24 protein-coding genes are annotated in these 22844 nt (G+C 34.7%); 14 read left to right on the forward strand and 10 right to left on the reverse strand.

Annotation, left to right across the window (positions count from 1 at the left end; all coding sequences use genetic code 11):
• Positions 1-14: 14 nt before the first annotated feature.
• From dsrP to ABW637_RS05580, 9 genes are all read right to left on the reverse strand, one after another.
• Complete coding sequence (dsrP, locus tag ABW637_RS05540) at positions 15-1235, reverse strand: sulfate reduction electron transfer complex DsrMKJOP subunit DsrP (RefSeq protein WP_367583645.1); 1221 nt, start codon at positions 1233-1235, stop codon at positions 15-17.
• A gap of 222 nt (positions 1236-1457) precedes the next feature.
• Complete coding sequence (locus tag ABW637_RS05545; RefSeq protein WP_367583646.1) at positions 1458-2582, reverse strand: 4Fe-4S dicluster domain-containing protein; 1125 nt, start codon at positions 2580-2582, stop codon at positions 1458-1460.
• A 21-nt stretch (positions 2583-2603) separates the two neighbouring features.
• A complete protein-coding gene (locus ABW637_RS05550; protein WP_367583647.1) occupies positions 2604-3185 on the reverse strand; it encodes a cytochrome c3 family protein in 582 nt (193 codons plus the stop codon).
• 34 nt (positions 3186-3219) lie between these two features.
• A complete protein-coding gene (locus tag ABW637_RS05555; protein ID WP_367583648.1) occupies positions 3220-3921 on the reverse strand; it encodes a cytochrome C in 702 nt (233 codons plus the stop codon).
• Positions 3922-3924: 3 nt separating this feature from the next.
• Positions 3925-6252, reverse strand: coding sequence for a molybdopterin-dependent oxidoreductase (locus tag ABW637_RS05560; protein ID WP_367583650.1), 2328 nt, complete (start codon positions 6250-6252; stop codon positions 3925-3927).
• Between the two features lie 4 nt (positions 6253-6256).
• Positions 6257-6496: a chaperone NapD gene (locus ABW637_RS05565; RefSeq protein WP_367583651.1), complete on the reverse strand. Its 240-nt coding sequence runs from the start codon at positions 6494-6496 to the stop codon at positions 6257-6259.
• A gap of 114 nt (positions 6497-6610) precedes the next feature.
• A complete protein-coding gene (locus ABW637_RS05570; RefSeq protein ID WP_367583652.1) occupies positions 6611-7906 on the reverse strand; it encodes an alginate export family protein in 1296 nt (431 codons plus the stop codon).
• A gap of 287 nt (positions 7907-8193) precedes the next feature.
• Positions 8194-8793 carry a pyridoxamine 5'-phosphate oxidase gene (gene pdxH / locus ABW637_RS05575; protein WP_367583653.1) on the reverse strand — a complete coding sequence of 200 codons (600 nt, stop codon included), beginning with the start codon at positions 8791-8793 and terminating at the stop codon, positions 8194-8196.
• A gap of 2 nt (positions 8794-8795) precedes the next feature.
• Positions 8796-11180, reverse strand: coding sequence for a heavy metal translocating P-type ATPase (locus ABW637_RS05580; RefSeq protein ID WP_367583654.1), 2385 nt, complete (start codon positions 11178-11180; stop codon positions 8796-8798).
• A gap of 119 nt (positions 11181-11299) precedes the next feature.
• On the opposite strand from ABW637_RS05580, the gene ABW637_RS05585 reads away from it, so the two are divergent.
• Positions 11300-12196, forward strand: coding sequence for a universal stress protein (locus tag ABW637_RS05585; protein ID WP_367583655.1), 897 nt, complete (start codon positions 11300-11302; stop codon positions 12194-12196).
• A gap of 80 nt (positions 12197-12276) precedes the next feature.
• On the opposite strand, the gene ABW637_RS05590 is transcribed toward ABW637_RS05585, so the two are convergent.
• Positions 12277-12519 carry a hypothetical protein gene (locus tag ABW637_RS05590; protein WP_367583656.1) on the reverse strand — a complete coding sequence of 81 codons (243 nt, stop codon included), beginning with the start codon at positions 12517-12519 and terminating at the stop codon, positions 12277-12279.
• 126 nt (positions 12520-12645) lie between these two features.
• Between ABW637_RS05590 and ABW637_RS05595 the strand changes: the two genes are divergently transcribed.
• The 13 genes from ABW637_RS05595 (at position 12646) to ABW637_RS05655 (ending at position 22839) form a co-directional block, all read left to right on the forward strand.
• Complete coding sequence (locus ABW637_RS05595) at positions 12646-13497, forward strand: universal stress protein (protein ID WP_367583657.1); 852 nt, start codon at positions 12646-12648, stop codon at positions 13495-13497.
• A gap of 12 nt (positions 13498-13509) precedes the next feature.
• Positions 13510-14361: a universal stress protein gene (locus ABW637_RS05600; protein WP_367583658.1), complete on the forward strand. Its 852-nt coding sequence runs from the start codon at positions 13510-13512 to the stop codon at positions 14359-14361.
• Positions 14362-14381: 20 nt separating this feature from the next.
• Positions 14382-15230 carry a universal stress protein gene (locus ABW637_RS05605; RefSeq protein ID WP_367583659.1) on the forward strand — a complete coding sequence of 283 codons (849 nt, stop codon included), beginning with the start codon at positions 14382-14384 and terminating at the stop codon, positions 15228-15230.
• 66 nt (positions 15231-15296) lie between these two features.
• Positions 15297-15773 (forward strand): universal stress protein, encoded by a 477-nt coding sequence (locus tag ABW637_RS05610; RefSeq protein WP_367583660.1) that lies wholly within the window; start codon positions 15297-15299, stop codon positions 15771-15773.
• Between the two features lie 35 nt (positions 15774-15808).
• Positions 15809-16657 (forward strand): universal stress protein, encoded by an 849-nt coding sequence (locus ABW637_RS05615; RefSeq protein ID WP_367583661.1) that lies wholly within the window; start codon positions 15809-15811, stop codon positions 16655-16657.
• A 68-nt stretch (positions 16658-16725) separates the two neighbouring features.
• The gene (locus ABW637_RS05620; protein ID WP_367583662.1) at positions 16726-17577 is read left to right on the forward strand and encodes a universal stress protein; all 852 of its coding nucleotides are present in this window, start codon (positions 16726-16728) and stop codon (positions 17575-17577) included.
• 11 nt (positions 17578-17588) lie between these two features.
• A complete protein-coding gene (locus ABW637_RS05625) occupies positions 17589-18014 on the forward strand; it encodes a hypothetical protein (RefSeq protein ID WP_367583663.1) in 426 nt (141 codons plus the stop codon).
• Between the two features lie 98 nt (positions 18015-18112).
• The gene (locus ABW637_RS05630) at positions 18113-18955 is read left to right on the forward strand and encodes an ATP cone domain-containing protein (RefSeq protein ID WP_367583664.1); all 843 of its coding nucleotides are present in this window, start codon (positions 18113-18115) and stop codon (positions 18953-18955) included.
• An 11-nt stretch (positions 18956-18966) separates the two neighbouring features.
• On the forward strand, positions 18967-20337 hold the full coding sequence (locus ABW637_RS05635; protein ID WP_367583665.1) for an MBL fold metallo-hydrolase RNA specificity domain-containing protein: 1371 nt from the start codon (positions 18967-18969) through the stop codon (positions 20335-20337).
• Between the two features lie 471 nt (positions 20338-20808).
• A complete protein-coding gene (locus ABW637_RS05640) occupies positions 20809-21225 on the forward strand; it encodes a hypothetical protein (protein ID WP_367583666.1) in 417 nt (138 codons plus the stop codon).
• Positions 21226-21377: 152 nt separating this feature from the next.
• Complete coding sequence (locus tag ABW637_RS05645; protein ID WP_367583667.1) at positions 21378-21821, forward strand: Hsp20/alpha crystallin family protein; 444 nt, start codon at positions 21378-21380, stop codon at positions 21819-21821.
• Between the two features lie 64 nt (positions 21822-21885).
• Positions 21886-22329: a hypothetical protein gene (locus ABW637_RS05650; RefSeq protein ID WP_367583668.1), complete on the forward strand. Its 444-nt coding sequence runs from the start codon at positions 21886-21888 to the stop codon at positions 22327-22329.
• Between the two features lie 9 nt (positions 22330-22338).
• Positions 22339-22839 carry a hypothetical protein gene (locus tag ABW637_RS05655; protein WP_367583669.1) on the forward strand — a complete coding sequence of 167 codons (501 nt, stop codon included), beginning with the start codon at positions 22339-22341 and terminating at the stop codon, positions 22837-22839.
• Positions 22840-22844 lie beyond the last annotated feature (5 nt).

Consider the following 22844-nt stretch of genomic DNA (forward strand, 5'->3'; position numbering starts at 1 on the left):
TTCGTAGAAAGAATCTATTTGGTTTTGAAACGAAGTTTCCCGGTTTCAATTTTGATTGCAGTTTTTGCCAGTATAGTAAATACAAATGCACCTAGTGCCCAAATCCCCAGGGTTACACCTATCTCGATACCTGTTGGAGTATATTCAGCAATTTTTCCATAAGGCCCTGGAATAAAACCGGGTACAATTAAACCAAATCCCTTTTCTATCCAAATGGCTATAAATAAAATGAAACAACAAAAATAAAGTACTTTAAGGTTGTTGCGTAATTTACCAAAAGTAAGTAGGACAGTTGCCAAGACGTTTAACGGAATTGCGGTCCAGATCCATGGCAATAATGCAGTTTTACCGTGTAATCCAAAAAACAGGTAATAGGCACTTTCACTATGATGTGTAGGAGCATAAAATTCTTTGAATAGTTCAGAAACTAACATAATAAGGTTGATCTGTGCAGCTACCGTAACGATCATGCCTATTTTTTTAATCGTTTTGTCTTCAATTCTAAATTCTGTAAATGTTCTGATAACTGCTAAAACCAAAATAATTAATGCAGGACCTGCAGCAAATGCTGATGCCAAAAAACGTGGTCCTAACAGGGCATTATTCCAGAAAGGTCTGGCTTGTAATCCCTGATATAAAAATGCAGTGACCAAATGGATCGCTACTGCCCAGAAAACTGACAAAATTGCTCCGGGAACATATATTTTGGGATTTGGAACTTTTCCTTGGTAACGTCTAAAAAGAATATAAAACGGAATGGAAATGTTTAAAAACAAATATCCGTTAAGAACAAGAACATCCCATGTAAGCATAGAAGCAGGAAAGTTAAATACTCCGATTCCTGGTATCATATGCCAAAGTACCGATGGTCCACCCATATCGGCTACAACAAATGCTAAACACATAATAAGCGCTGCAACTGCTAGTCCTTCACCAATGAGTACGGCTTGCTTAAAATCGATATCTTTTAGAACATAAGTAGGCATTACCAACATCACCGCAGCAGCGGCCACGCCAACCAAAAAAGTGAAATTAGAAATATATAACCCCCAACTTACCCTATCGGTCATTCCGGTGGCACTTAAACCATATTCTAACTGAACAGAATAGCAATACATTCCTACCAGCATCACAAATGTCAAAAAAGCCATCCAGATGTGATATTTTTTTGATCCTTGAGTAATAGTATCTAAACTATCTATTACTAAACTTCTAAAAACTTTAAGTCTTCTCATCTTGATTACGTTATAAATATATCATTCATCGGTGCACTTATTCTGTTAACTTCTGGGTGCTAATAAAATCACGTCAATTCGAGTGATCCGACGGTAGGAGGATTGTATCGAGAATAGTGATTTTTGCTCGAAAACTATTCTCGATACATTTTTTCTCCATTTCATTACTAAAAAATACTCGAATTGACGTTTTTTCAATATTTTAATTTAAACTCAATTAGATTAATCCATGAAATACCAGAACTTTGGTTCTGTACCCAGATCTTCTTTTAGTCTAAACACTTTTTTATTCTCCAGTACCCAGCGTATGGTACTATTGGGATCTAACAAATTTCCAAAAATTCTTGCTCCGGTCGGACAAGCATCGACGCAGGCTGGGTTTTTACCAGCCCTGGATCGCTGTACACAAAATGTACATTTTTCCATTACACCCTTTTTGCGCATACGATTTCCCAGGTAATGCTGGTTTTTATTTATTTCTTCTTCGGGAACCTCTGGGGTACTCCAGTTAAATCGCCTCCCATCATAAGGGCAAGCGGCCATACAGTATCTGCAACCTACGCACCAATCATAATCGATGACTACTAATCCATCATCTTCTCTCCAGGTAGCTTGCACAGGACAAACATCTACACATGGAGGGTTATCGCAATGAAAACACTGGGTTCCCATATAAAAGTGTCCTTCAGCAGGAACTTCGTGGTAGTAGTTATCATCGGCTTCATCAAACTTAAAACCTTTTCCATCTTTCATTTCATGGATACGGATATATTCCATTTGTGAATTTCGGTCTTGATTATTTTCTTCGACACAAGCACTTACACAATCCATATATCCTTGACATTTTGAAATATTAAATGCATAACCAAAGAGCACATCTTTTTCGGCATCTTTAGAAGACATTTTAATATTTTTCTTCTTCCGAAGTTGATAGGAGCGAACCAATCGTTCTACAGTAGCATTTCGTTCCTCATCAGTCATTAATTTATAGTTGCCCTTGAATTGTTCTTCCCAGTCTATTTGTGCTTTTTCTTTAGTGTCTTCTCCAGTGGTAACACTGCATGATGTACTTACAGCTCCGGCACCGATCAGTAAACTTGCAGTTAATTTCCTAAATGCAGTACGACGATCCATTTGTACATCAAAAACTTGATCAAAACCATCTTTTTTTCGTTCTTCACCAATAGCAGTATCTACAGCAGCATCAAAATCCTCATCACTAAGTTGATCATTAGTATGAGAACCACATCCTCCAGAAGTTTTTCCGCAGCCACAAGTACCAGAAGATTCACTTTTAAAATTTCCGAGGTTTAGTGAAAACCATTTTTTATTATTTTGATCGCTCATAAGTACTATAGATGATATTAACTATTCTCTTTCTTTAACTTTTTGACTATTAAACCTTGCCGGCCATCTGGTTTCAAAACCAGGTTGATGTGGGTTATGACAATTTACGCAGGTCATTGAGGCTCTAGGTGGTGCCCAACCTGCTACTTTTTTACCATGCGCTCCGCCTTTCCAATCTTCAAACTGTTTGCTATGGCATTGACTACATAATTTATAGCTTCTGTTGAAATCGATTGTCTTACCTGTTAGGCTTTTTAAATTATCCATGTCGTCCCCATTATGACATGTTATGCAGTTCATTGTATTTAAATTTGCATGTGCCAATTTAATATCCCAATGTGCTTTTTTTGCATCTTCTTTATTTTGTAATTCATGTAATGGTTTTGTGTGACATTCGGTACAGGCATATGACGTTATTTGGCCTTTCCTTTCTGGGATTAAAAAACTATGTTCGCCTTCGGTGATTTCTATGGTTTCGATTCCTTCCAGAAGTTGTTCTGAAGACATCGACGTACCATGATAATTTTTACTTTCAGCCTCTATTTTGTCGGTGATGTTATGATATTCGCCTTCGCCATGCTTACAGGAAAAAAGTGTAACCATGAAAGTACAGCCTAGTATATATATATAATTTTTTTTAGTCATTTTGACGGCTATTAGTTCTTGTAAAAATTTCTACATCTACATATTCACGAGTATCGGGTACGTGACATTGACGACAGTTTATTCTTTCGGGATGTGTAACTCTAATCTCTTTTGGTGCAGCTGGACCTGCATGACAGGACAAACAGTTCTCTCTCATTTGAATATCATGTGGCATCATCGGGGGGCTACCAGGTAAAGCGTTATTTACACCTACTTTGGGAGCGTTTAGTTTTGCAAAATTTGCAGCGGTAAAAAGGGTTTCGACTTTTTGAGCTACGTGACATTGCCGACAATTAATTAACTCGGGATGTGGAGTTACAGGAGTATAAGCATTAAATTTTTCTACAAACCCTCCATTTTGATGGCATTGTAAACAAGCAGTTCCTCCTACACCTCTTTCACCTTTAAGCAAAGGATGAGGAATACTGGGTGGGGCTCCTGGGTATGCTCTATTATTATAATATGTGTCTAGACTGCGTTGATGAGCTTCATCAACAGGCATATTAAGATATTCTATAGCAAATTCTGAACGCGTAAACACTCCTTTTTCTGAAGGAATCACAGAAACGGGAACTGTAGCTTCAATTGGGATATATGCTTCTTCTAATCCTTTTTTATAGCTATAATTCCAGATCGCTATAAATGCAATGAATAAAAGTGTGAACAATGATATGATACCTAGTCTCTTTTTCATAACCTACACTTTTTCGACTTTAACAGCACATTTTTTATAGTCTGGTTCTTTAGAAATCGGACAAAAAGCATCTAGAGTAACGTCATTAATCATCATGTTTTCATCAAAGAAGGGGACAAAAACCTGACCTTTGGTAGGTAAACCTCTTTCATTTATGGATGCAGGTAATGTGCATGACCCTCTACGTGAAGTTATTTTTATATTTTCTCCATTTCTAATCCCTAATGCTTTTGCATCTTCGGGATGAAACTCTGCATAGGCACTTGGCATCGCTTTATGCAATACAGGAATCCTACGTGTCATAGAACCTGTATGCCAATGTTCGATAACTCTTCCTGTATTGAGCCAAAAAGGGTATGTTGCATCTGGGATTTCAGGAGCGGGTTCATATGGGCGTTGCCAAATCACGGCTTTACCGTCAGGTTTTCCATAGAAATGAAAATCTTCACCATTAGAACATGCAGGGTCATATTTTGCATTAAAGCGCCATTGCGTGGATTTTCCATCTACATAGGGCCAGATTACTCCGGATTCCTTCTTTAGAACTTCTAATGGAGCCATCCCATGTTTTGCTCCTTCATGAAACTGTCTGTATTCGTTATAAATTTCTTCAACATGATTTTCTTCACTGTAAGGAAATAAATCACCATAACCCATTCGTTTTGCAACTTCGATGGTCATCCATGCGTCTGGAGTTGTTTCTCCTGGACCCTCTACCATTTTATCCCAATGTTGCGTTCTTCGCTCCGAGTTTCCGTATAATCCACTTTTTTCTATGTGCCATGATGCTGGTAAAATTACATCAGCAACATCAGATGTTGGTGTTGGAAAAACGTCTGAAACAACCACAAAACAAGAGTCTTTTTCCATACCAGGACGATAACGACTTGTTTTAGGCAATGAAACCAGTGGATTTGTTACTTGTGTCCAAATAAATTTAATATCTCCACGATCGACTGCTCTAAACATTTCTGTAGCATGATATGTTGGTTTAGCAGGAATACGTTCGTAAGGTACTTTCCATATTTTTGCTGCCAAGCGTCTATGCTTTTCATTCATAACCACTCCTTTGGGCAACTTATGTGTAAAAGTACCTACTTCTCTTGCTGTACCACATGCAGAGGGTTGACCTGTTAATGAAAATGGTCCGTTTCCCGGTTGTGAAATTTTCCCTGTAAGTAGATGAATATTATACACTAAATTGTTCATCCATGTTCCTCGGGTATGTTGATTCATACCCATGCACCAGTAGGAAACTACTTTTTTATTTGGGTTTCCGTATATAGCGGCCAAATATTTGATATCTTTTACAGATACTTTGGAGTATTTGGCAACCTTTTCTGGAGTATACTCTTCTAAGAATTTTTTATACGCTTTAAAATCTATTGTTGAGGGCTTGTCCTTAAATTTGTAATTATCTTCAAGACCATATCCCATATTGGTTAACCCTTTACTGAAGTTGCAATGTTTTTCTACAAAGGATGTATTTACCCATCCATTATGAATGATTTCATAGCAAATGGCATTAGCAACAGCCAAGTCAGTTTGAGGTTCGAATAATATAGATTTATCAGAGGCCGTACTAGAACGTGTTGTACGCGTGGCAAAATCAATAATTTTAGCACCTCTTCTACTTTTTTGTTCTAACATTCTAGAGAATAATACAGGGTGCATTTCTGCCATATTATTTCCCCAGGTTATAAAATAATCCGCATGGTCGATATCATCATAACAACCCATAGGTTCATCGGCCCCAAAAGAGGTTAAAAAACCAGCTACGGCACTAGCCATGCATAACCGAGCATTACAATCCAGATTGTTTGTACCAATAGCACCTTTCATTAATTTAGACGCAACATACCCTTCGGGTATTGTTGATTGTCCAGAGGTATACATGGCTACCGCATCTTTACCATGTTTCTCAATAGTTTCTTTCATCTTATTGGCAACAATGTCCAAAGCCTCATTAATTGGGGTTTTAACATATTGACCATTTTTCTTTACCAGAGCATGAGTTAGTCTATCTTTTGATTGAATACACATGGTTTGATGATATCCTTTTACACAAAGTAATCCTTTGTTTACAGAGCTGTTAGGATCTCCTTTTACAGCGACTGCTTTTCCATTTTCGGTACCTACCAAAATACCACACCCAACACCACAAAATCTACATGGACCTTTTTTCCAATCTAAGTTTGCACTATTTGGTATTCCTTTTTCCTGCTCATCTGCAAATAGTATTCCTGGAAACATAGTTGCAGCTGCCGTCATTGCAGACAACATTGCCATTTTTTTAATAAAACTTCTTCTATTGGTTTGCGAGGTATACATGGTGTTAGTTGTTTTTTGGTGTGTTAAATCCAGAAACAAGGGCCAGTAGTTTTAGACTGTCTATAGTTTCAAGTTTTTCTTTTAGGATATCCTCTTCAGTCGTATTTTCAGTTTCGGTAACTAAAACAAGAACCTCTTTATTCTGAGCAGCCACGACCTCACATTGATCTATTGCCGATAATGCCTGAATGAGTTCATTTTTTTTGCCGTTGTGTGGATGAGCTAGGTAACTTTTGATTGGCATATTTTCTCTGTTTAAAGCTTCTTATGATCTAATTTTGAATAGGTATTTTGTTTCCTTCTTTGAAAAACAAATACAGTGTACTTGTTCAAAGATAATTGCTTCAAATCCATGTACTTAAGGTATGGATTTTTCTTCATTTTTTTTGAAATCTGTGGTAAAAAGATTTGGGTTAATAATCAACCGAGCCCACCCCCAGTTGTTGGTATTGTCGTGAGGTCTACCTCCTTTAACCAGGCTCATGCTTTCTGAAGCAAACATGTGCGAATACCCTAGATTCAATTTTACGTTTTTTATTATTTTTTGAGTAAATACAACATCTACTTCTGTTCCTAGATATTTATCTTCATCGGCAGTTAGATCTGCATTGGCCATAAAGTAATGTCCTTTAAGAAGCAAATTAGATTTCTCTCCGGTAGTAAAAACCAGTTTTGCATATACATCATTTAAACCTACATTATTTGCATGATTACCTACATAGAAGTAATCCATATATCCATTAAATTTATGATTAGTACCATATAATGGGAAGAAAGATTTGTTTTTGTCATCACCATCTTGATCTGTACCGCTTAGAAGTTCAATTCCTAAACCGTATAGAATTTTTCCCGGCTTGTATGTAGCTTCCAATGAAACCTGATATGCGCTTAGATCTGTATCAGCATCTGCTTTTCCGAATTGATAATAGGCGCTACCAGCAAAATTAACGTCGCTTACCGGGAATGTAAAATAAGAACCGGTAGTTTGTCTGTAGAAAACTCCATCGGGTTCATCATTGTTAACCCCTGTAAATTTTTGAAACCCTGTATTAAGAAATAAAAAGCTTGCTGAGCTTTTTTCCCAGTTCTTTTTGAGATATCCATACTGCATGGCTTTGTAAGTAAAGAATCCCTGTATATTAAATGATGTTCCTTCATTGGGTTGTCCTTCCTGACTGAAAGCAGCTCCTATATCTGCCTTGAATGTATCTTTTTCATACTTAATCAATGCTGCGTCATGAAAACGGCCTTGCATAGCCCAGTCGAGCCCACCAAAAATACGTTGGTCGTCGTATGAAATGACTTGCCGCCCTGCTTTGAGGGACCAGTTTTGATCAAGAAATATTTGCCCCCAAGCTTGAAACAACGAAAAAGAATCATTGCCATCATTAATTAATATCTGGCGCGTATCACCCCAAGTACTCACATCCTGAACACTAATAAAGAGCTTCAGTCTTTCTTGTTTGTACCCAAAATTGAGTCGTGAACGCTGGGTAACAAATGCTGCAGGATCTGCATCATCAGGAAATAGGTTGTTAAACCCATGTCGATATTCAAATCTCGATCGTAGATCGGCGTCAACAGTTAATTGAGCAAATAAGTCTGTAGTAAAAAGAATTAAAAATAGAACAGGTAAATATTTGAATACTTTCATAGAAGTTATAATATGAATTAGTGAATACAAATGTTACCTTATTAAATTACGAATAATATGATATTTATCAGTTTTTATTTAGTATTTCTTTAAGAGTTTTACAGATGTTTTAACCTCTTAAAGTTTTAAACTATGAAAGCCAACTCAAATAAAATTAATTTGAGAAAGAAGATACTTGTAGCAATGATCATCATATGCTTAGGGGTCATTCTTGCCTATTTATTCTATAATACTGAAATAGTGCAAATGGTATTGGATTTGTTTTCTCCTTACCCAGAGAGCTAACGCTACCGAAAGTAGATTTGTTTTGACCAACTATAATCTGGTTGGAGTACATATTTTGTAATTTGACTCAAGCCCACCAAAGGATCATGCTTTATAAATTCCATGAGATTGGGTTTTATAATGTACCCACCCCAATATTCTGGTTTTGGAATGTTTTTGTTTTTGAATTTAGTTTCGTAATACTTGAGACGATCTTCAAGAATTTTTCTAGAAGAAATTACTTCACTTTGTTTAGATATCCAAGTGCTTAATTTACTTCCTTCGGGGCGAGACTTAAAGTATCCTTCAGATAAGTTTTTTGCAATTTTTTCTACCTTTCCTGAAATAAGAATTTCTCGTTTTGATGCTACCCAATTAAAAGAGATAGAGGCATTATTGTTTACTGCTATTGCTCTACCTTTTTCGCTATTATAATTGGTAAAAAAAATAAATCCTTCCCAGGTGAAACGTTTTAATAGTACAATTCTACTTTTCGGAAAACCATCTATCCCTATTGTCGATAGAAGCATTGCATTAGCTTCATCCTCGGGATGTGCAATATCGACTTCTTGAAACCACCTTTGGAAATGCTGTATTGGGTTATGATCGTTTGGGGAGCTCATGTTCAAAGGATTAACTTTCTACTTGACCAGTTTGTTAATATGGTAACGTATGCAACAATCGATATAGAACTTAAAGGCATAAGTATCGCTGCAATAATTGGCGATAATTGACCGGTAACTGCGAAATATAACCCTATAAGATTATATAAAAAGGATAAGGCAAAACTTGATTTTATGATTTTTATAGCATTTTTTGATGCCTTAAGATATGCCGATATGGCATCAAACTTTGTGGCATCTAATATTGCATCACATGCGGGAGAAAATACATTTACATTTTCTGAAATAGCAATACCAACATCACTTTGAGCCAGGGCACCCGCATCATTAAGCCCATCACCGATCATGACTACTTTTTGATTTTTTTGTTGTATTGATTTAATGTATTCTAACTTATTCTCAGGTTTTTGATTGAACTGAAAAGAAGTATTTTTGGGGAGTATTTTTTCTAGATAGGCTTTTTCACCTTCGTTGTCACCAGATAGAATAGACAGGCTATATAGCTTTGATAAGCTATCAAATACTTTCTTTACTCCGTTTCGATATTGGTTATAAAAAATGTATTGGCCTTTATATTCATTATTGGTAGTAATATGTACAGTTGTATTTAATGCTCCTAAAGTTTTTCCGTTTCCTGCGAAACTTGATGACCCAATTTTGATGGCATTTTTTGCCGATTTGGCCTCAATCCCTTTTCCGACATACTCCTTATACTCATCTAATGTTTGGATATTGTATTCGGTTAGTACATCATAAAGAGCTCTACTTAAAGGGTGGTTTGAAGAACGAAGTGTATTTTTTAATAGAGACTCTTCTTCATGAGTAAGTGCTAAGCCTTGATATTCGATCTTACTTTTGTTGTTAGTCGTTATGGTACCTGTTTTGTCGAAAATTATAGTATCGGTTTGGGCCAATTTTTCAATTACATCGGCATTTTTAAGATAGAATTTATTTTTTCCAAAAATTCTAAGGATATTGCCTAGGGCAAAGGGTCTGGCTAATGCTAATGCACAAGGGCAAGCTATAATGAGAACAGCAGTAAATACATTAATAGCCTTTGTGGCATCTACTAATAACCAAAAAGAGGTCGCCAATATTGCAATGCACAAAATGACAATGGTAAAATATTTACTAATCGTATCTGTTAGGTTTGTAAAGGATGTTGACTTGTCTTTGTTAAATACATCATTACTCCATAATTGGGTAAGGTAACTTTGTTCTACTGATTTTAGAGCTTCGATCTCAATTGCCCCGTACTGTTGTCGTCCACCGGCAAAAAGTTTATCACCAGATGTTTTGAAAACAGATTCACTTTCGCCGGTAACAAAGCTATAATCAATTTGAGCGTTGCCTTCTATAAGAATAGCATCCACGGGAATTAACTCTTCATTTCTAATGAGCAATCGATCACCTTTTTTGATATCATAAACCTGAATGGCTTCTTCTTTTTTATATTTTGGATCTGAAATTTTGGTTACTGCAATTGGAAAGTACGATTTATAATCTCTCTCGAAAGACAAAAATGAATAGGTTTTTTGCTGAAAAAACTTTCCTAATAATAAAAAGAATACCAATCCCGTAAGACTATCAAAAAAACCAGTTCCCCAGTCAAAAATAATTTCTGTAGTACTTCTTAAAAAAAGCACCAAGATTCCTAAAGCGATTGGGACATCAATATTCAATATTTTTGATCGTAATCCCTTATATGCCGAAATAAAATAGTCCTGAGCGGCATAACATACAACGGGTAGTGAAAAGGCAAACATCAACCATCGAAAAACATGTTTGTATTGCTCTAACCAGTATTCTGATACTTCAAAATATTCTGGAAAGGATAAAAACATCACATTACCAAAAGCAAAACCCGCAATACCAAGCTTATAGATGAGGCTTCGATTAATCTCTTTTTTTCCTGTTGAATAATCTTCAAGACTGATATAAGGTTCATACCCTATTGCGCTTAACAATGTAACTATTTCCTTTAGGGAGGTTTCTTCAGTATTAAAAGTAATACGCACTGTCTTTTTAGGAAAATTAACTTGAGAAATACGTATTGCTGGTAGAAGCTTATGCAAATTTTCTAAGATCCAAATGCACGAACTACAATGTATATGAGGAATATATAACGTAACGATTTGGGTATTACCATCGTCAAATTCGATCAGTTTTTCAGCAATAGCAGTAGTATCGAGATAATCGTACTTTCCCTTAATTTCTTCAGGAATGGCTCCAGGAGCAGACTGTAGATCATAATAGCAGGATAAATCGTGAGACGAAAAAATATCATATACAGTTTTACACCCATTACAGCAGAATGTTTTTTGATCAAAATTAATTATTGTTTTACCGCAATCGTTTCCACAGTGGAAACAAGTCGATTTCGTCATAACGCTAATTCATTTGATACAAAAATGAAAAAGTGTAAGATCATATAATATGATAAATATCATAGTTATCTTAAGGCTGACGATTTAGTTTGGCACATCACTTCAATACCATAGGTGCGATGAAAAAAATTTTAATACCAACGGACTTTTCTGAAAATGCATGGAATGCAATTCTATATGCCACTAGGCTTTTTAAGGATTTTGAATGCACCTTTTTTTTATTAAATGTATATACTCCGGTATTTTTTTCGCCAGTCGAAGGCATCCCGGTAGATGTAGGTTTTGAAGATGCTTCAAGAGCTCATTCTTTAAGCGAACTTAATCGGCTGGAGTCTAGAATTCAAGAAGAAATTCCGAATCCAAAACATCAATACAGTAGTATTACTTCATTTAATTTATTGGCCACAGAGGTTAAAAATATTGTAGAAAAAGAAGCTATTAGCCTCATTATAATGGGCACAAAAGGAGCTACGGGAGCTCAAGAAGTTTTTTTAGGAAGTAATACAGTTCGTGTTATAAAATCGGCAAAGGATTGTCCTGTTCTGGCAATACCTGAAGGTTCGGATTTTGTAACTCCTTCTGAAATTGCTTTTGCTACTGATTTTAAACGATTTTATAGCAAGAATGAATTGTTGCCTTTGATAGATTTAGCCAAATCATTTAACGCAACTATACGAATAGCATATGTACAACAGGAAGACGGGCCTTTAACACAAGAACAAAGGTTTAACTTAAACATGTTACAAAAATACTTTGATGGAGTTAAGTATTATCAACATACATTAACAAAAAGTAATTCTGTTTCAAAATCGCTTAAACTTTTTATCGAAGAATTGGATATATATCTATTAGCTATGTTGCAGTATAAACATAGTTTTATCGAAAAATTGACAAAAGAACCTATTGTAAAAAGGGTGGCTTTTCATACACAAGTTCCATTTTTGGTTATACCCGAGTTGGTGATGAATTCAACTATTAGAAATACTAAAAACGAGACTCAATTTTCAAAAATATAGCGGTAATTAAATACATCCTGATTATTTAATTCTAAAAAAAGGCTCATTATTCAATAATCTGATGATGAGTCTTTTATTTTTTAGAAATCTTCCTTTCTTACAGGGTGATCTTCATAGAAATCTTCAAATGTTTTATCAGTAGTGTACTTGTCTTTAAGTACTTTATATATCATTATGACTACCGTGATTTGACCGAAACAAGTAAGATAAAACACAATGCCGAACTCGATATTCATTACCGCCATGATAGTAATTAGTAGTAATATTACAGAGGTTATAAAAACCATTGATATAGCAGAAATCTTCATCTTTTTTATTTTCAAGGTAAATATTTTTTGCATTAAATACTCCTAATGATTACCCAAAATCTAATGTTTAGCTGACAAAAATCATAGTTTCTCCTGTGGTCATGTTATAGTTTTGAGTGTACACATAATAATGGTTAAGTGATGAGAAAAATAGTAATCCCTACAGATTTTTCAGAAAATGCAATGAATGCTATACGTTATGCTGTTGAATTTTTTAAATATGAGCAAAGTGAGTTTTTTATCATACACGCGTATGCAGATGAAGTATACGATCATAATACCTTAGTTTCTCGTGAGGTTTTTGATGAATTAAAAGAAACAGTACATAAAAATTCTGATGATCAATTAACTACAATATTAGAAGAAATACATCAGATATCACCTAACCCCAGGCATACATATAAAATACAAGCTGCATTTGGAACTTTGGTAGATGAGGTCAATGACTTGGTTGATATGGAAAACATAGATATTGTGGTTATGGGTACCAAAGGTAAGAGGAATGATCGAAGCTTAAGTTTTGGGAGTAACACGCTGCAGGTACTTAAATATGTAAAATGCCCGGTTTTAGCTATCCCAAGTGGTTATTCTTACACTCAACAACCCAAAAATGTTTTATTTCCTACAGATTATCTATTGCCTTTTAAACGAAGAGAGCTAAAATTATTATACACCGTGACTAAGAGTTTTAGATCCAGGATTAACTTGTTATATATTTCAAAATATGATACACTTTCTATTAGACAGGAGGATAATAAGAATTTTCTATCTGCAGCCTTATCAGAGTCAGAGTTAATGTTTCATACTGTTGATGCAGAAGATCTTACAAGTGCTATAAATGAATTTATAAAGAAACATGAAATAGATTTTCTGGTCATGATAAACTCCAGGCATTCTTATCTTGAAAATATATTATATCAATCTACAATTGACAAAATTGGATTACATATTAAGATTCCTTTTTTAGTCATGCAAAATTTACAACGATACTAAAATTATGTAGCTATGAAACGCATATTGTTACCCACCGATTTTTCAGATAATGCATACAATGCAATTAGATATGCAGTGCAATTTTTTAAGAATGATCAAACGACTTTTTATTTACTTAATACATTCACTCCGGTATCATATCATGCGGGATATCTTATCGAAAACCCCACGTTGTATGGAATGGAGGATGTAGGTATGATAAATTCAAAAAGGGATATAGAACGCACAGAAGAAAAGATCAAAAAAGAGTTTAATAACTCAAAACATGACTTTGTGCGAATATCGGCTTTTAATACTTTAATAGGTGAGATACACGAAGTAATAGAAAAGTATAATATTGATCTGCTGGTGATGGGAACCAAAGGCGCTACAGGTGCTAAAGAAGTTTTTATAGGAACACATACAATGTATACAATTAAAAAGGTGAAATGCCCTGTTATTGCAGTCCCTTCTGGGTTCGAATATGAAGAGCCAAAGGATATATTATTTCCTACAGATTATAACCTTAGTACTAATAATCCTTTTTTACCTTTTGTGAAGGAGATCTGCGATAAGCATGTATGTCGGCTTAATATTTTAAATGCTTACTACGGAGTTCCGTTAAATGATGAACAAGAAAAAGTAAAGAACTTTTTGGATGAATACTTTAAAGGAAATGCTCATGTGTTTCATATAGCAGAAGGGGTAGATGTACTAGAAGCTGTAGAGGATTTTCAGAAAAAATATAAAATTAACTTATTGATCATGATCCATAATAAACATTCATTTTTTGAAAACCTTCTTTTTAAGCCAGTAATCAATCAAATAGCATATCATACTAACATCCCATTTCTAGTCATTCCTTCAGAAAAGAAAATGCATTAGACTTAAAAAACACAAAGCAAATGAAACGAATTCTGATTCCCACTGATTTTTCTGATAATGCATGGAATACGATATTATATGCCATGGAGTTGTACAAGGATATTCCTTGTGAGTTTCATATTTTGAATACCCATGAGTTAAAACCGATGCAGTTGTTAACCACTCAGAGTTCTCAAAAGGTAGGACATTTATATGATATCTTTAAAAAAGAGTCAAAAGAAGGGTTAAAAATGATACTAGACGATATTGGTAATTCTGCACCAGATTCTGCTCATGTTTTCAAGACTATTTCAAAATCAGGGACTTTTATAAAAGTAATGGAAGAAGTTGTAGAAAATGATCATTTTGATATGATTATTATAGGCACGAAAGGTGCCACCGGAGCCAAAGAAATTTTTTTAGGAAGCAATACACAAAAAGTTATAAGACATATAGATGATTGTCCGATTTTGGTCGTGCCAGATGAATCATTTTTTGAAGAAATTTCGGCAATTGCCTTTGCTACAGACTTCGAAAGAGTGTATTATAAATCCGAAATAAGACCCATAGTTAGTCTAGCCAAGAGTCAGAATGCAACTGTAAGAATGGTGCATGTGTATGATAAACCTCAGTTAAATAAAATTCAGCACCATAACTCTACTACATTAGAACAGTGTTTTAAAACGGTTAAGTATGACTTTCATGTGATTCAGGAGTTCTCTACTTTAGAAAAAGCCATCCAGGCATTTATAGAAGAACTGGATATAGATATTCTGGCAATGATTAATTATGAGCATAGTTTTATTGAGCGATTAACCAGAGAGGCAGTTATCAAAAAACTTACATTTCATACCTCTATTCCTTTTTTAGTTATTCCTTCTGATAACTGAGAATTGTCATAGTATTAGTCATGTTTTGGAAATAGTTTTGTTTATATAATTCATAAAACCAAAATCATGAAAAATATACTAGTTCCTACCGATTTTTCGGACAATGCTTATAGTGCTCTTTACTATGCTACTCGTTTGTTTAAGAATGAACCATGTCGATTTCATATTTTGAATACTCTAGATCCAGATTCAGCAATTATAGGTGGTAAAGGAGATCAACAAGTAATCAATGAATCTAAAGAAAAGTTAACAGAGGTGCTTCATACTATAGTTAGAGATACCGAAGATTATGATCATTCTTTCGAGATTATATCAACTACTGAAAAACTACTGGAAACTATAGAAAAAACAGTGAAGAATAAAGGTATAGATCTTATTGTGATGGGTACCAAAGGCGCTACAGGAGCCAAAGGGTTTTTTATAGGGAGCACCACCTCTAATGTAATTCAAAAAATTAAATGTTGTCCAGTACTTGCTGTCCCTGATGAATTTAATTTCGAAGAAACTCTTAAGACCGCTATTACTAAGGAACATTCAATATAAAAACCATTTGTACTAACTTATAAAAGTCAAAAGTGATGAAACGAATACTTGTCCCCACCGATTTTTCAAATAATGCGTATAGTGCACTTTTCTATGCAACCCGTTTATTCCAAAATCAGGATTGCCAGTTTTATATCTTAAACACTTTTGATGTAAACACCCCGGTTTTGACCAGTAGGGTTGATACAAGTAAAGGAGATCTTCTGTATCAGCGAATGAGAAATGAGTCGCAAGACAAACTAACCGAAACTCTGCATGCTATTGTAAGAGAAACAGAGGACTTTAATCATACATTTGAGACCGTCTCGGTTTCTAAAGATCTGCCAGATACAATTAATAAGACCATAAAGAATAAAAATATTGACCTTGTGGTTATGGGAACAAAAGGAGCAAGCGGAATCAAAGAAATCTTTATAGGAAGCAATACCGTAAAAGTAATTCAGAAAATCAGAAATTGCTCGGTGCTCTCTGTTCCTAATGAGTTCGATTTTGAAAAACCTGTCGAAATTGCTTTCGCAACAGATTTCAGACGTTTTTATAGTAAAGAAGAATTAGGGCCACTTTTAGAAATAGCGTCATTATTTGGATCAAAAATCAGAATTATGCATATCCATGAAGATGAAAAACTGGACGAAGTACAAGAACATAATTTCAAGAAAATTAAAGAGCATTTTAAGGATTTTGAATATAGTATGCACTGGGTATCAAAGTCTAATGGTAAAGCCGAAGTAATCAATACGTTTATCGACAAAATGAACATTAACATGCTAACTATGTTGCGCTATAGATATAGTTTAATAGAAAGCATGACCCATGCATCAGTGGTAAAAAAAGTAGGCTTTAGGGCTACGATACCATTTTTGGTAATCCCTACGGCGAGCTGATAATTATCATTGTTATGGCTCGAACATACTTGTACATTTATCAAACATAAACTTTTAAAATTTGACTCATGAAAAAGAAGATTTTATTACCCACTGATTTCTCAAGAAATTCATGGAATGCTATTCAATATGCCTTAGAACTTTATAAAAATGAAATCTGTGATTTTTATGTGCTTAATACATTTAATGCAACGGGTTATGCTTTAGAAAGTATGATGGTGCCAGAACCGGGAGAAAAGATTTACGAAGAAGCCAAAGAAAAATCCGAAAAAGGCCTGGGCAAAATTCTTGAACGATTAGCTTTTAGAGATGATAATCCTAATCATAAATTCTTTATGGTGTCTCGGTTTAATAGCTTATTAGACGCTATCAAAGATTTTGTAGACAAAGAAGATATTCAGATGATTATTATGGGAACAAAAGGATCTACAGACGCGAGAGATGTGATCTTTGGAAGTAATACCGTTATGGTTATGGAAAAATCCAGAAACTGTCCGGTTATGGCTATACCAGAAGAAGCTAGTTATAATGAACTTAAAGAGATTGTGTTTCCTACCAATTATAGAATGAATTTTAAACATCGTGAGCTTCAGGATATCATTGAAGCTTCTAAAATGAGTGATGCAGCAATTCGAGTTTTATATGCATCAGATGGAGATCCTCTGGATAAAGAACAAGAGAATAATAAAAAATTGCTTAGTGAAATTTTTGGTGGATTACCACATACATTTCATACACTAAGCAATGTTGATCCGCAATCTGCAGTACGCTGTTTTGTAGAAAGCAGAGAAAGTGATATGATCACTTTTTTTAATAGAAAGCATAGTTTCTTTGGTAGTATATTTTCTAGACCCATGGTTAAGAGTTTAGGGCGATATTCTAAGGTGCCGGTATTAGCATTACACGATTTGAGAAATTAAAAATAAAAAAGATGAATAAGAATATAGGAATTTGGATGGACAAAGAAAAAGCCCATATTATTACGGTAAAAGAAGATGGGGAAGATATAATTACGGTTTTATCAAATATTGAAGACTTTCGTATTCATGGTGGATCTGGGACTCGGTTTAAGGGAGGACCACAAGATGTAGTGCAGGATAGTAAATATCTAGAACGTGAAAAAAACCAGTTTAGAGTTTATTTTGCAGAGGTTGTTTCATATATAAAAAGCGCAGATAAAGTTGCGATTTTTGGACCAGCAGAAACCGGAGAGAAGTTTAATAAAGAAGTAAATGAGAAGCATAGAGATATTAGTAATAAAATAGCAGGTGTCTTTAAAGCAGATAGTATGACAGAAAACCAAACAAAAGCTTTGGTAAGAGAATATTTTAAAAAGCACAAGCAGGGTATCCTTTAGATATGTGGTTTGATGATATTTTAATAGTTCTAAGTTAAGTTATGTGCAAACAGCTCTGCCTCCAGCAGGTGGAGTTGTTTCGTTATAAATATAATCTCATGCAAAACCAGAGTTTTGAGGTCATAAAATCTTCTGGAGAAAAGGTTAAGTTTTCACTCCATAAACTTCGTAATTCTTTAAAACGAAGCGGTGCAGAGAACACCCTAATTGAACAAATTTTAAACATAGTTCGTGATGAATTGTATCAGGGGATTTCTACCAAAGAAATTTACAATCGAGCTTTTGCTTTATTAAAAAAGAATAAATCGATTTTTGCTTCAAAGTATAAACTTAAAAAATCAATTTATGAGCTAGGACCAACTGGTTTTCCATTCGAACGCTTTGTGGCGGCAATATTTCAATATTCTGGGTACGCTGTACAGGTTGGACAAATTATTAAAGGAAAATGTGTTTCTCATGAAGTAGATGTTGTAGCTAGAAAAAATGGTCAATACCTGGTGATAGAATGTAAGTTTCATAGTGAAGAGGGGCGAAATTGTAATGTAAAAGTTCCGCTGTACATTCATTCTAGATATCAAGATATAATTACTCTTAATCGAGAACAAAACGATGGGGATATGACTCCTGATGAAGGATGGGTGGTAACCAATACACGTTTTACCAAAGATGCAATTCGATACGGAGAATGTGCAGGGTTGTATTTACTAAGTTGGGACCACCCAAGGGGTGATGGGCTTAAAGACAGAATAGATCGTTTGGGATTATATCCGATTACTGTGTCAACACTATTAACCAATCGTGAAAAACAGTTTTTGTTAAGCCGAGATGTTGTGTTATGTATGCAGTTAATAGACGATGTATTTTATCTGGATCATTTAGGAATTTCAGAGCAACGAAAGCAAAAGATTCTACATGAAATTGAAATGTTGTGTAACGCATAAATCAAATTCTTATGCCAACGATTAAAATTCATTTTCTAGGGGCATCGCATACCGTTACCGGGTCAAAATTTTATATAGAAACGCCCCAGAAAAATATACTGATCGATTGCGGAATGTTTCAGGGTGTTAAAGAACTTCGACAATTAAACTGGAAGGATTTACCTATAGATGTATCTGCAATTGATGTAGTATTACTCACACATGGACATTTAGATCATACGGGATACTTACCAAGGTTGATCAAGCAAGGTTTTATAGGAGATATTGTAGGAACAGCACCAACTTTGGCCATCACCGAAATTATTCTAAGCGATAGTGCAAAAATACATGAAGAAGAAGCAGAAAGAGCCAATAAAGAAGGATACTCAAAACATAATCCTGCGTTACCGTTTTATACCGAAAAAGATGCCGAAAAGACAATACGGTATTTTAAAAGTCAAGAAAAGGATACCTGGATTTCTCTATCTAAGGACATCCAATACAGGTACAGATATAATGGGCATATTATAGGGTCTACATTTATAGAATTAGAATTGTATGGTAAAATTTTTGTGTTTTCTGGAGATTTAGGTCGCAATGATGATGTACTTCTTAATCCTCCCGAAAAGCCAAAATGGGCAGATTACCTTTTTGTTGAAAGTACGTATGGTAACAAACTACACCCCAATGAAAATGTCGAAGAAAAATTGATTGAACTCATCAACCATACTCTCTATCAAAAAGGTACTTTGATAATCCCTTCTTTTGCCGTAGAGAGATTACAAATGCTAATGTATTTATTGTGGAAATTATATCAAAAAAACCGCATCCCCAATATTCCGATTTATGTCGACAGTCCAATGGGCAATAATGTATTATCCGTTTTTGAACACTTTCCGGGATGGCATAAGGTACCCATGAATGAATATCATGCGATTTGCAATCACATTAACATCGTTACCTCATATAGAGAAACCTGGGAGGTAATTGATAATCCACGTCCTAAGATTGTGATTGCAGGTAGTGGTATGGTTACAGGAGGCAGAGTGCTTACCTATCTAAAACAGCTTATAGACAATAATTCAACAGATGTAGTGTTGGTAGGGTTTCAGGCCGAAGGAACCCGAGGAAGATTATTGCAAGAAGGCGCTCATGAGATTAAGTTATTCGGAAAATATTATCCCGTTAACGCAAAAATTCATCAGATTGAAAGCTTATCTGCCCATGCAGATCAACAAGAATTGTTAGACTGGATGAGTGAGATCAAAAACATACCAGAAAAAGTCTTTTTAATTCATGGCGAAGCTACTGCCGCCGACACATTACGGGTAAAAATACAAGATACATATCGTTGGAGGGTTCATATTCCAAAATTGTATGAAGTCGTTGAAATCCTGGTTTGACTTTTTTGATATCCTAGGAGTATAGATTATCGTCCTTGCTCCTAGAAAAGATTTCCTTGTAGAGAAGAAACAGTTTTAGAAGTAAAAATTCCTGTCCTGATGACCGGGACAGGAATTTTTATGCCAGGAAAGGTAATTGAGCTCCCGGGACAGGAAAATAATGTCCTGGGAGCTATTAAGCCCCTTCCGGGGAGTATAAAATAACTCCCAGGAAAGGGTATGCCATTGCCGGGAGCAGTATTATGATCGGCGGGAAGAGTTTATTATAGTCCGGGACAGTCAAAAAAGTGCTTCGTATTCACTTTTTTATGTGGAGAATACAAAAATATCTCCCGGGAGAGGCTATAGTGTAATAAGGAGGATAAATTTTAGATCCAGATTGGCTTAAAAAAACACGTATAACCTGATAATTATCATTTTTTTAGTCCTTGTATTAAGGTATATTACTCTTCAGCCTTAAAGCCAATAAAAATGAAAACTGCAGCAAAACCTTCGTTAGAAAAAGAACTCAAAGAAATTCATCTAGAAACCTTAGACTGGAAATCCAGTCTTCAATTTATTAAGGGAGAAATTCACTTTATTAATCAACTACTTAATGCTTATGTGTTTGAACCAAATACACCTAATCTCTTTGAACGATTACAAGAGTATAAAGAACAAATCACAATAGCAGAAAAAGAAATACAGAACATTAACCAAAGTATCAGAAAACATGAAAGTGTACTGGGTGGAATGTTAGAATTTGATTTTATTTCTTATGATCATTCCTACTATCAGGAGCATGAGTTGATGAAAATAACATTCGATGATTTCTTTAAAAACTTCAGGAAACTAAAAGCCAACATTTTCAATTATACAGGTAACATCCTGAAAAAGAAAAAGAAGTAAACTACCTCGGGGCAAGTCTCGGAGCATTTAAATCTGGATAATCGAGTAAAGTTAAAATACAGCTAAACTGATAATTATCATTTTTATCAGCCTTTAGACACCTTAATTTTAGAAGTATAAATGAATTAATAACTCTAATAAACCATAACATTATGTCAATAATTAAATTTAATAAAAACAGATTTCCCTGGATCAATGATAGGGTTCCTAGCTGGTTGGATACCGATGATTTTTTTGCAGATGATTTTTTTATAAGAGATAAAAATCTTCCGGCAATGAATGTCAAAGAAAACAAGGATGATTTCGACATAGAACTTGCGGTTCCTGGTTTTTCAAAAAAAGATATCGAAGTAACGATAGAGGATGACATTCTGCACATTTGCGCAAAAAGCAGCAAAGAAGAGGTAGAAGAAGAGGAGAATTATATGCGCAGAGAATTCAATTATAGCTCGTTTGACAGAAAGCTACAATTGCCAAGCAGTGTAGATCAAAACGAAAAGGTTAAAGCTACGTACAAAGACGGAATTCTTACACTTAATCTTCTAAAAAGAGAAGATTCTAAAGAACCACCAAAGAGAGTGATTGATATAGCTTAAACCATAAGGAAGGGCAGAAAAATGGGGGTAATTTTTTCTGCCTTTTCTTTTAAAATTAAAAGTTATGAAAGCAAAAGAACCAAACGTAAAGTATGTAGAGTGGCAAAGTCCCGACGAGTTACATGAGGCCGCACTAACCTGGGTTTCTGAACTCAAATTCATCAAAGATGAACAGCATTTTTTGGATGACCTTATGGAGAATTACGCACTACAACTTATTTCGGAAAAAATTTTTGAAAAAAGTAAAAAGGTGGTTAATGATTTAGCAGAAGAGAGAAAAGGTTTAGAACCATTACTAAAAGAAATAATCAATCATCATAATGCACTCACCATATTAGTGGATGGAAAAGATCAACCGGTCGAAGAAAAACAATATAAAGAAGATCACCGTGCGTTGGTAATAAAAGTTAGTCAATATCTTAATAACTATAAGGATACAAAAAGAAAGATTTTTGAGTTGATCAAAACCATAATGAAACAAGGTAAACAAAAACGATTACTCAATTAAGACATTCCCATGAAACGTATTCTTATACTAGTTGTGGGTTCTGCCATTGTACTCTTTGCAGTATTTTGGGGGTGGTATGAGTATACCTACTCTATGGATACCGTAATCCCTTTCGAGGTTAATAATCCTAATTTAGAAACCAAAGTATTGATAGCTTCACAAGGCAGTAAATTCAAAGATTCATTGGTGCAAGGAGTTTTACGGCATTATGAAAAAGACACTATTTATTTTAAAGTAATAGATGTATACACCCTGTTTACAGTAAATATAGATAAATGGGATGCCTTACTTATTATTAATTCCTGGGAGTATGGCAGCCCACCGCGTAATGTAAAGAAGTTTATTAAAAACTATCCGGATCAATTGGATAAACTTATCATTCTCTCTACAGTAGGAAGCAGTAATATTGCTTTGGAAGATGTAGATGTGATATCCGGAGAATCAATTATAGAAAAAACATCTCATTACACTAATGTTTTGGTAAAACGATTAGATAAAATAATTAAATAAACCTA

It is taken from the genome of Aquimarina penaris, from assembly GCF_040786285.1.
Lineage (GTDB): Bacteria > Bacteroidota > Bacteroidia > Flavobacteriales > Flavobacteriaceae > Aquimarina.

What these genes read in the sequence shown, in the direction of transcription:
- ABW637_RS05655 (WP_367583669.1), top strand. Translation starts at nt 22,339, where the DNA reads ATGAAACGTATTCTTATACTAGTTGTGGGTTCTGCCATTGTACTCTTT.
- dsrP (WP_367583645.1), bottom strand. Translation starts at nt 1,235, where the DNA reads ATGAGAAGACTTAAAGTTTTTAGAAGTTTAGTAATAGATAGTTTAGAT.
- ABW637_RS05640 (WP_367583666.1), top strand. Translation starts at nt 20,809, where the DNA reads ATGAAAACTGCAGCAAAACCTTCGTTAGAAAAAGAACTCAAAGAAATT.
- ABW637_RS05610 (WP_367583660.1), top strand. Translation starts at nt 15,297, where the DNA reads ATGAAAAATATACTAGTTCCTACCGATTTTTCGGACAATGCTTATAGT.
- ABW637_RS05630 (WP_367583664.1), top strand. Translation starts at nt 18,113, where the DNA reads ATGCAAAACCAGAGTTTTGAGGTCATAAAATCTTCTGGAGAAAAGGTT.
- ABW637_RS05545 (WP_367583646.1), bottom strand. Translation starts at nt 2,582, where the DNA reads ATGAGCGATCAAAATAATAAAAAATGGTTTTCACTAAACCTCGGAAAT.
- ABW637_RS05550 (WP_367583647.1), bottom strand. Translation starts at nt 3,185, where the DNA reads ATGGTTACACTTTTTTCCTGTAAGCATGGCGAAGGCGAATATCATAAC.
- ABW637_RS05605 (WP_367583659.1), top strand. Translation starts at nt 14,382, where the DNA reads ATGAAACGAATTCTGATTCCCACTGATTTTTCTGATAATGCATGGAAT.
- ABW637_RS05595 (WP_367583657.1), top strand. Translation starts at nt 12,646, where the DNA reads ATGAGAAAAATAGTAATCCCTACAGATTTTTCAGAAAATGCAATGAAT.
- ABW637_RS05635 (WP_367583665.1), top strand. Translation starts at nt 18,967, where the DNA reads ATGCCAACGATTAAAATTCATTTTCTAGGGGCATCGCATACCGTTACC.
- pdxH (WP_367583653.1), bottom strand. Translation starts at nt 8,793, where the DNA reads ATGAGCTCCCCAAACGATCATAACCCAATACAGCATTTCCAAAGGTGG.
- ABW637_RS05600 (WP_367583658.1), top strand. Translation starts at nt 13,510, where the DNA reads ATGAAACGCATATTGTTACCCACCGATTTTTCAGATAATGCATACAAT.
- ABW637_RS05645 (WP_367583667.1), top strand. Translation starts at nt 21,378, where the DNA reads ATGTCAATAATTAAATTTAATAAAAACAGATTTCCCTGGATCAATGAT.
- ABW637_RS05570 (WP_367583652.1), bottom strand. Translation starts at nt 7,906, where the DNA reads ATGAAAGTATTCAAATATTTACCTGTTCTATTTTTAATTCTTTTTACT.
- ABW637_RS05580 (WP_367583654.1), bottom strand. Translation starts at nt 11,180, where the DNA reads ATGACGAAATCGACTTGTTTCCACTGTGGAAACGATTGCGGTAAAACA.
- ABW637_RS05650 (WP_367583668.1), top strand. Translation starts at nt 21,886, where the DNA reads ATGAAAGCAAAAGAACCAAACGTAAAGTATGTAGAGTGGCAAAGTCCC.
- ABW637_RS05560 (WP_367583650.1), bottom strand. Translation starts at nt 6,252, where the DNA reads ATGTATACCTCGCAAACCAATAGAAGAAGTTTTATTAAAAAAATGGCA.
- ABW637_RS05615 (WP_367583661.1), top strand. Translation starts at nt 15,809, where the DNA reads ATGAAACGAATACTTGTCCCCACCGATTTTTCAAATAATGCGTATAGT.
- ABW637_RS05585 (WP_367583655.1), top strand. Translation starts at nt 11,300, where the DNA reads ATGAAAAAAATTTTAATACCAACGGACTTTTCTGAAAATGCATGGAAT.
- ABW637_RS05565 (WP_367583651.1), bottom strand. Translation starts at nt 6,496, where the DNA reads ATGCCAATCAAAAGTTACCTAGCTCATCCACACAACGGCAAAAAAAAT.
- ABW637_RS05620 (WP_367583662.1), top strand. Translation starts at nt 16,726, where the DNA reads ATGAAAAAGAAGATTTTATTACCCACTGATTTCTCAAGAAATTCATGG.
- ABW637_RS05555 (WP_367583648.1), bottom strand. Translation starts at nt 3,921, where the DNA reads ATGAAAAAGAGACTAGGTATCATATCATTGTTCACACTTTTATTCATT.
- ABW637_RS05625 (WP_367583663.1), top strand. Translation starts at nt 17,589, where the DNA reads ATGAATAAGAATATAGGAATTTGGATGGACAAAGAAAAAGCCCATATT.